At 37.9% G+C, this 9,238-nt stretch carries 6 protein-coding genes; all 6 read right to left on the bottom strand.

Going from position 1 to position 9,238, the window contains the following annotated elements; translation table 11 throughout:
• Positions 1–87: 87 nt before the first annotated feature.
• The 6 genes from ACTNDQ_RS14985 to ACTNDQ_RS14960 are packed head-to-tail and all read right to left on the bottom strand — an operon-like array spanning position 88 to position 9,108.
• A complete protein-coding gene (locus ACTNDQ_RS14985; RefSeq protein WP_441064956.1) occupies positions 88–1,056 on the bottom strand; it encodes a DEAD/DEAH box helicase in 969 nt (322 codons plus the stop codon).
• 12 nt (positions 1,057–1,068) lie between these two features.
• A complete protein-coding gene (locus ACTNDQ_RS14980) occupies positions 1,069–2,916 on the bottom strand; it encodes a phospholipase D family protein (RefSeq protein ID WP_441064955.1) in 1,848 nt (615 codons plus the stop codon).
• Positions 2,909–4,111: a DUF6361 family protein gene (locus ACTNDQ_RS14975; protein WP_073106984.1), complete on the bottom strand. Its 1,203-nt coding sequence runs from the start codon at positions 4,109–4,111 to the stop codon at positions 2,909–2,911. The genes ACTNDQ_RS14980 and ACTNDQ_RS14975 overlap by 8 nt, the downstream gene beginning before the upstream one ends.
• Positions 4,112–4,123: 12 nt before the next feature.
• Positions 4,124–7,201 (bottom strand): type I restriction endonuclease subunit R, encoded by a 3,078-nt coding sequence (locus ACTNDQ_RS14970; RefSeq protein WP_073106987.1) that lies wholly within the window; start codon positions 7,199–7,201, stop codon positions 4,124–4,126.
• 3 nt (positions 7,202–7,204) lie between these two features.
• On the bottom strand, positions 7,205–8,482 hold the full coding sequence (locus ACTNDQ_RS14965) for a restriction endonuclease subunit S (protein ID WP_073106989.1): 1,278 nt from the start codon (positions 8,480–8,482) through the stop codon (positions 7,205–7,207).
• Complete coding sequence (locus ACTNDQ_RS14960; RefSeq protein WP_441064957.1) at positions 8,479–9,108, bottom strand: N-6 DNA methylase; 630 nt, start codon at positions 9,106–9,108, stop codon at positions 8,479–8,481. Before ACTNDQ_RS14960 ends, ACTNDQ_RS14965 begins: the two co-directional genes overlap by 4 nt.
• Positions 9,109–9,238: the final 130 nt, after the last annotated feature.

Raw genomic sequence — 9,238 nt, 5'->3', positions numbered from 1 at the left:
TCAGATCTGTAGTAAAATGCTGGCGTCTATCCTCTATGATTATGGCAGATTTTCGGTGGAAGTTAAATCCACCCTGTTATTAGGCGCTTACTTTTCATCTATCTCTTCAAGGGTAGAATACAATTTATATGGTGTAGCCGACAACAGAAGTACCCTTGTATCATGTCCACTAAGGAAACTGTGTGCAAGAATACCAAGCTCACTGTCATCGGATGACAAAAGAAACTTAAATCTCTGAAACTCATCCATGATTACCAGATCCGGCTCAAGCATAGATACACTGATTCTCGCAAACATCACACGAAGCTTATTCATCACATAGTAATTGGAATATGTAAGCTGTTTATTGTATCTTCTTTCATGCAAATGATTAAGCAGCATGTCCCTTATACTTTCATACTCCTGATAATTAAGGATTTTTTCTATCACATTTTGTGGATAGACACCCTTCGTCATCTTTTCGCATTCTGCCACACGATTTTCAAAGTTCCATTTTGCCCATCCATCCCATGCTTTTACAGCATCCATTATCATAAATTTTTCAAGAGAAGTTACATGTCCTTTAAAGTCCGGCATTCTCCTTAAAATGGCATACATAAGTGCTCTTTCCTGCACACTTCCACCTCCGGTGGTCATGCGGAAAGATGTTTCCGGTGTAAGTGGGATAAGCTGTATAAAACCTTCCTTTATCTGCGGATCATTTTCCTGCTCAGTAATCTTTAAATGCTGCATAGACAGTCTGGTATCTGATACTGAGCCGATGGCATTCTTTCCTGTTACATCAAGTTTTCTGATATTCTGATTTGCTATGTTCTGATTAGAGCAGATATAAATTACCTTAAACAGATCATCTTTCTCTTCGATTCTAAGTCTTGCTGTCTTTACAATTGCTCCTCTGGCAATAAGAGTTTTTCCCATACCCACTTCATCTGCTACAAGCACACGATTCTGATTATGCCGGAACAGATAATCCACTCTCTCCACAGTCGCTCTTTGAAAATCCTTCAGACCGGAAAGGGTACGCTTTTCAATTTCATCTATATTAAATTGTAACATGACATCACCTCGTTATCTTCTGATTTTCAAAGTATTACAAAAAGTCTCATACAGTTCACGGAATTCATCCGGTATAATATCCTTATCTGTAACCATCTTAAGCACATATCCAATGTCTTTTATTCTTTCCGGCCCTTCTACAGATGTCTTTAACATCTTTTCATAGAGTGCCGGCATTGCATCACTCGAATTGGCAAAAAAGCCGGATTCTCCCATCTGCTTTCCTTCAAGCATAGATGCTACATAATCATCACCAAGTACAAACGCTATGTACTCAACAAATGATGCCCTATCTTTTACCACACTGTTTACTGCAGCACTTTCTCTGTCATCCGGGAAACCACTTGTAGGGATCATAATAATTCTGCGAATTGTATCATCACCTGATCTTGCAGTAATCTCATAGAACTCTGATAACTGCAAGATCTCAAGCTCTGAAAACTCTATATGTTCTGACAATGTCTGCTCCTGCTTTGAATTAAATGGTGATACTGTAACCTCACTATCAGATTCAATACCACTGAACTCAACCTCTATCTTGTACTTTCCAGCATTCTCATTATCTTCTGAAATTACAGCCTGCCTTTTCACTCGGCACAAGTCCTTAATTTTCTGCTCCAGCAGATTTCTATTGTCACTTTCTGTTTCCAAAACAGCATCCGCTACTGTAACCTGCTCAAATGGATTCTTTGCATCTCCTACCGGTCCACAGAATATATCCTCTAAGAATTTATCCCCATTCAGATACATATTCTTTGTACCAAGCCACAGCATCATTTCAACATTTTTATTAATTGCAGAATAGGAAGCATTCATGGAACCAAGATACAGGTCAACATCTGAATATTTCCTTCTCAGATAGATTTTTGCATGAATATCCTGTTTCTTTTTATCTGCGAGTTCATCTGAAATTTCTTCCTCACCATCTATAATCTCATCCTTTAATGCATAGATGGTAAAATTATCTACATCTGATGCTTTGAGTTTTCCAAGCTCAGAACGTCTCGTAACAAGTGTTCTCTTACAGTCCGACAATGCCCTGTCTGTCAGGTTAAAATCTGCAATCACACTTTCTGATAAAAACGGAGACATCACTACAAGCTCATTAAATGTCGAATTGGCATTTCCTCTTTCCTTGCAGAATAGGATATCCTCCTGCATCCGGTAAGCATTTTTTCCAATACCAAGTGGAAGCACTTCAAAATCCTCTCCAAATATTTTACTATCAAGTGAAAAGGATACATCCTTAATGTCTGCACATAATCCACGAATCAGGTTTCTTTTCTTTCCGGCATTATTGCTGATATTATGCACATTCATTACAAGATAATCCAGAAAATCACAGATAGGCTGAGTCTTTTTCTTCTGTCTGACATTTTTACTGCTATCCATTGCAAAGCTGATATCCCAGCTCCTGTCAAAAGTCAGATTTCTGCTCATTACCACAAAACGATATTTTTTATCTCCATCAGCGTTTACATATGCTAATACCCATGTTTTCGGATGAAATGACGGATATCGACCAAGCTGTCTATCTTTTGGCAGTGCGACCTCTACTACCATTTTCTCTAATAAAATAGATAGTGCAGTCGGTTTTGTTGGCACTTTAATCTGTCCTGCTTCACAAAACAGCACGATTTTATCTGATACCTTCTGCAATGCATTCAGCATACCAATTGGATTTTGCATAAGCTTACTATCTGTTTCTTCAGATAATCCAAGACATATCGCCACAGCTGTGAGTGCTTCCAGGTCAAGTGAATATGTAGTGCCTACTGCTCTGTCCAATCTATATCCGTCCGGAGGCATCAAAATACCGCTGTAATCCGTTCTATCTCGGTTTGAATCCGGTCTAAACATCAGCACTCACCTCCCCGGCATAGATGTCATTCACAATTCTTCTGGCATTCGAGAATCTGTAATCGAGCATTCCACCGCCTACCCATTTTGAATGATCAAATTCCTTTGTTCTGCTTAACTTCGCTCTGGCTGCTCCTTTCAGGCTCCGTTCCCTCTTGCGAATCAGTTCATCAGCCATATCAATATCTAATGTAATAAATGCTGCTTGTATCCCACATAGAAAGCTCTTTGCCCTTGGATTGATCAACTGGAATTCTCCAAACACTGCATCCAGATCTACTGTCGCATTATGCCTTATATCCGGAAGCAACCTGCTCCATTCATCATTTGCGTATGTATTCTCGTCTTCTGAAAGCATGACATTGTATCTTACTCTCGCCATATACACCAGATTATTAAAATCGCAGGCAAGCTTCATCATATATGCCAGCTTTTCACCTACTTTTTCCGATAGTTCAGCCGTTAAAGAAGCAAAATCATCATATTCATTCAAATCAATACGATTTTTCAATACATATTCCAAAAGAGACCCTTTCGTTGACTTCTGAATCTGCTTATCCAGATAGAATGCTTCCTCCTGCGTCAGCTCTATTGTAAGGTTGTCTCTCCAATCATCATGATAAATCGGAAGATTCCAGAATCTAATATTGCCGATGTCTCCTGCATCCGAATCATCCTTATCATTTTCCTCTGCATCATCATTCCTGTTTCCCAACCGGCTGACAGACTTCTGTTCTTTTAGCTTTACCGCCAATGAAACATACTCCGGTATAGACAGACCATAATCACAGAATATTCCAAAGGTACGAATTCCATTCCAGTAGATATCTGATGGTTTTCTTGCCACCCAGCCCTTTGGCAATACACGACTTCCAATAACACCTTCTGCCTTGGGATCTGCTTCTAACAATCTGATGCCACAATCTTTTTCAGCAGAATCTATAGCTCTTAAAACTCTATTTGCATCCTTTCCATACCTGCCATCAACAGCCTCCCTTAACATATATGGAACAATAAGGAAGTACTTTGCTCTAGTCTGGATGGTAGATGTCCCCGGAAAGAAATAATTGGCAAAAGCATCACGAATAACGCCGATTCCAAGTTCATCGACTGCTCCCTGTTCACTCAGAAGGTTAATCACATCGAATGCCTTCTGCCGGTCTTCTTTTGAAAAATCTATCCATCCTAACTGCATGTTTTCACTTCCTTATTTCTTCGTCAAATATGTATCTTCCACATAAGTCTCCGGTGTCGCCTCTTCAATTACTCCCGACTTTGGATCAAAGATATATTTCTTCTTCAATCTCTCATACAATACAGAACCTACAGTCTCCATTACCTGCCTCATCATATCAGGATCATCAAACAGTTTTCTGAAAAACTGGTCATTCTGCTCATATCTGTCTGCTGCCATATTCGGAAAATCCTTTTCAAATAACAGCATAAATGTTGCCCTGTCATTGTTCTTTGCGTAGCTCTGCCATTTCTCCTGATTGGCATAATCATTTTCCATCTGAACAAGAACTTTATCCATCTCTGTAAAATGAGTGCCATACTTTTCGTTTATCTTATCAATGATTACTGTCAACGGGTCTTTCTTAGGCTCTCTATGACCGGAATCACCGGAGATAGGTGTATATCCGCCTTCTGTGCTTTCAAGCTCTATCGGACCTTCAAAGTCTTTTTCCAGCTTATAGTATTCAAGAAGAACTTTGTCATCAATATTTATCTTCTCTCCACCATGTCCCTTAGGAAGCATTGTGTATAAGAATTTTGAATAAATACTGAATCTATGAATATCCTTGTCAAATAATCTGCATACCTGTGTAATATAGGCATACACACGGTTAAAACTTGCCAAGGTAGACTTAAATATATCCTGTTTTTCAACCTCAAGCACTTCATATCTGTCTATTGCTGGTCTTAACTGTCCCTGAAGCTTTCCAAGATCACCAGCTGATTGATTCTCATTCTGATAGAAAATATCCGCAAATTTATCCACTTCTGATTTCTGATATACCCTGAAATCATCCAAGGTATTCTTCATATCATATACAACATTAGGATCTGTTTCCTCCAAGAGCACAGTTTCCTCATAGAATGGCTCAAAAGATGCTTTGATATCCTCTGCTGAATTCACAAAATCAAGTACAAAGGTATCTACTTTTCCTCTTGTAGTACGATTCAGTCTTGATAAAGTCTGTACTGCCTTTACACCGGACAATTTCTTATCCACAAACATGGTGTGAAGTAGTGGTTCATCAAAGCCTGTCTGATATTTTTCTGCAACAACAAGGATTCCATAATCATCTGCATGGAATGTTTCCGGCAAAGCCTTTTCTTTTATTGTCTTGCCTTCTTTATCCTTGTTCATTCCCTCTTCGGTAAACACATCATCGTTATCTTTCACTTCACCGGAAAAAGCGACTAACACTTCAAGGTCATTCAGTCCTTTTTCTTTTATCTGTCTCTTAAATTCCTGCACATATCGTACTGCATGAAGTCTGGATGGTGTAACAACCATAGCCTTCGCTCTGCCACCTATCTTATGTCTTGTGACATTCATAAAATGTTCCAGCATAATGGCAGTCTTCTGAGAGATATTATGTGGATGCAGTGTCTCATAATTTATAATTGCCTTTGAACCAGCTGTTGTATCAAATTCCGGATTATCCTCAATAATCTTGGCAATCTTATAGTACATTTTGTAGGTCATATAGTTCTGCAAAACATCCAAGATGAAATGCTCCTCTATTGCCTGTCTCATAGAATAAATATGGAAAGGTCTGTAGATTCCTTCCGCATCCTTCTGACCAAACAGCTGCAATGTTTTTCCTTTTGGCGTTGCTGTAAATGCAAAGAATGATAAGTTCTTATGCATCCCCTGTGCTGCCAGTTCGTCTAATAGCTTGTCCTCATCATCCTTGCGGTTTCGCTCGTCCTCATCTTCCATCTCGGCATACTCTTTCAGAATTTCTTCAGTATCAGCTAATGCTCTTTTTAACTTTTTCGCTGCATCTCCGGTCTGCGAAGAATGTGCCTCATCAATAATAATCGCAAATCTTTTTTTTGCAGAATCCACTTCTTTATAGATTACCGGGAATTTCTGTAATGTAGTAATAATAATGCCTACACCATCATTGATTGCATCTCTAAGCTGTCCCGAATTTTTATCTACTTTCTTAACCACACCTTCCACATGGTCAAACTGATATACTGTAGACTGTAACTGACTGTCCAACACTCGTCTGTCAGTAACGATGATTACTGACTGGAAAATCTTATTGTCTTCATAATCATGGAGTCCGGTAAGTCTGTGTGCCAGCCATGCAATCGAATTGGACTTTCCTGAGCCTGCACTATGCTGGATCAGATAACTCTTACCTGAACCATTCTTTTTTACATCTTCCAACAGCTTTGTAACAACATCAAGCTGATGATACCTTGGGAAAATCATAGTCTCTTTCACAAGATTTCCATTTTTATCGTACTCCTGCTGCAAGTGCATATATTTCTGTAAAATTTCCATCAGACTGTCTTTGCAGAGTACTCTTTCCCAAAGATAAGCTGTATCATATCCATTTGGATTTACCGGATTACCTTTGCCACCTACTTTTCCGGCGCCATTACTTCCCTGATTAAATGGCAGGAAATAAGTGTGTGCGCCCTCAAGTCTTGTAGTCATATAAACATTGGTAAGGTCTACAGCGAAATGTACCAATACCCTTTCCTTAAAGGCAAAAATCGCATCCTTACCGGCACGATCAAACTTATACTGATTAATCGCATTTGTTGTATCCTGTCCTGTAAACTGACATTTCAATTCCATAGATACCACCGGAATGCCGTTTGCAAAAAGAACAATATCAATGCTGTTTTCATTATGTACAGAATAATGAAGCTGTCTGGTACAATGAAGGATATTCGCATCATACTGCATCTGTGTAGTCTCATTCAAAGAGGTCTCCGGCTTCCAGAAAATCGGATAAAACTTGATTCCTCTGTCCATAAATCCATGCCGCATCACATTCAAAAGATTCGTTGTCTTTACTTCTCTTTTAAAACGTTCGATGATCTGTTTCTCGGAATTCTCCGCATAAATTTTTACATATCTTTCCCATTTCTTAGGCTGACTTGTCTTAATAAACTCAACAAAAGTATCTTCTTCAAGTCCTGATTCACGATTAAATTTCTTTGGATCACCTTTGGTATATCCACCATGATGAGTCAGATAGTCTTCGATATCTTCCTCAAATCGTTTCTCTTTTACATCAAAATCAGACATGAGCTACACCTCCTTTTTGCCTGTGACAACTTCGTAAATGAGGGATTTTTTGTATTCTTGATATTTCTTAATAAGTTTATTTCTTTTATCAATCTCAACTTCAATATGATTTACCTTATCAGTTATGTAATCAGCTATTTTCTTCTGCTCATCATATGGTGGAATAGGAATATAAAAATTCAAAAACTTATCTGCTTGTAGTCTCCATCTTCCCATACCACTTACACCTTGTCCTAATCCATAAAAAATTCGTGCACTATAACACATTTGCATCATATACAAATAATACTTTGGACACATACCATTCTTATCATTTAATACAAAAACCCTATAATCAGGACTTGTAACTCCTTCGTACTTTGAAATATCTACCCAACCGGTCAGCAAATCCATATGATTCATTGCGAAATCACCTTTATGGACTAACTGATAATTTGCATAGCTATTTGCAAACTGTCCTTCATTGTTAGAAAAATCTTTAGGAATTATTCCTCTTTGTGTAATTGACAAAACAGTATGTCCTTCTTCTCCTGCAATATCTTTCTGAATATGGAATACATACTTTAATCTTTTCATTTCCCAATTTATAGGAATATTTCCAAACCATACACTTCCGCTATCCTTCATCTCTACATCTGGATTTATTCCACTGGTTACTGCTTCCGTAATAATTGATAATTTGTATTCCTCTAATTTTTCAATTATCACCTTCTGCTTTTCTACAATTTCATCAATCTTTGAACACTTGGCATCCAGATATTCAACTATTTTATTTTGTTGTTCTATATTTGGTCTAACCAACGGAAGTAAAAATAACTTGCTTGATTTTATTCCAGTTGCTGTTGAACCAGTAGATAATGAATGTAAAAACTGCTGGAATCCCTCGTTCAACATCCAATACTTCAAATAATAGTTATTAACAGTACTTAATGCTCTAAATTTTATAATACGTTGTGCTAAGGCAATATCAGTTCTATCTACATTAGCCACTTGCCCCAATGGAGCCTCTGTAGTAAATAGTATATCGCCAATTTGTGGTATTCCTCGATGCATTATCTCCTCATAATCGGCTTCACGAACGTATTCTTTTGATAACTCATAGCATATTTTCCCATCTTTTATATTCTTTGCAGTTACTAAAAAAGTTCCTTCTTCTGTTTTTTCTGGTGTTTTTCCCCTATAATCGACAATTGAATCTAATTGCTTTGTTAAGGGAACAATCTCCCAATCTTTTGGTATCTTCCCAATCCATTCCACTCCACTATCCTTCATCTCTCTCATAGGTCAAATACCTCCTCAAGACTTCCAGATAGTTCTGTCTCTAAATCCATAATCTCTGCCATAATTTCTGCTGATGGTCTTGGAGCTTCATACTTATAGAAATATCTCGTAAACGGAATCTCATATCCCACCTTTGACTTTTTCTCATCTACCCATGCATCCGGTGCAAATGGAAGTACTTCTCTTTCAAAGTACTCTTTGATATCCTCTTTTAACGGAACATTTTCTGTATCACGAAGACTGGTATCCGGCTGTTTCTTTCCCTTTTTCAATACCAGATTGCCTTCTTCATCACGAAGCGGTCTTTCTACTGTAATCTTGGTATAACCAAAATCCTCGTCATCATAAATCTGGCTGATTTCACTCTCTTTAAAATCACCATATATCTTTGTAATCTCTGCAATATCTTCCTTAGAGATATCATTTCGCTTATTTCCTAATGCCTTTCTTCTCTTCACGAACATCTCATTGGCATTGATCAGCTGCACTTTTCCTTCTCTGACTGTACCTGCCTTTTTATTTGACAATACCCAGATATAGGTTGCAATTCCTGTGTTATAGAAAATATCATTCGGTAAAGCAATGATTGCCTCAAGCAGATCATTTTCAAGAATATATCTTCTGATGTTAGCATCTAATTAGTACAAAACAAAAATGAGATATTCCCTTGATACAAATAAAATGTATAATAACAAGAGGAGGAACTCATCATGTCATGTAAGAAAACTCAACACACCAAACAATTTAAGTTGGATG

It is taken from the genome of Blautia massiliensis (ex Liu et al. 2021), assembly GCF_052064225.1.
GTDB lineage: Bacteria > Bacillota > Clostridia > Lachnospirales > Lachnospiraceae > Blautia_A > Blautia_A fusiformis.
The sequence above is the reverse complement of the archived record's forward strand: the minus strand, read 5'-3'. Positions and strand labels throughout refer to the sequence as shown.

Bases quoted from the DNA above. Each gene is read 5' to 3' on its own strand.
- ACTNDQ_RS14985 (WP_441064956.1), bottom strand. From the start codon at position 1,056: ATGTTACAATTTAATATAGATGAAATTGAAAAGCGTACCCTTTCCGGT.
- ACTNDQ_RS14980 (WP_441064955.1), bottom strand. From the start codon at position 2,916: ATGTTTAGACCGGATTCAAACCGAGATAGAACGGATTACAGCGGTATT.
- ACTNDQ_RS14975 (WP_073106984.1), bottom strand. From the start codon at position 4,111: ATGCAGTTAGGATGGATAGATTTTTCAAAAGAAGACCGGCAGAAGGCA.
- ACTNDQ_RS14965 (WP_073106989.1), bottom strand. From the start codon at position 8,482: ATGAGAGAGATGAAGGATAGTGGAGTGGAATGGATTGGGAAGATACCA.
- ACTNDQ_RS14970 (WP_073106987.1), bottom strand. From the start codon at position 7,201: ATGTCTGATTTTGATGTAAAAGAGAAACGATTTGAGGAAGATATCGAA.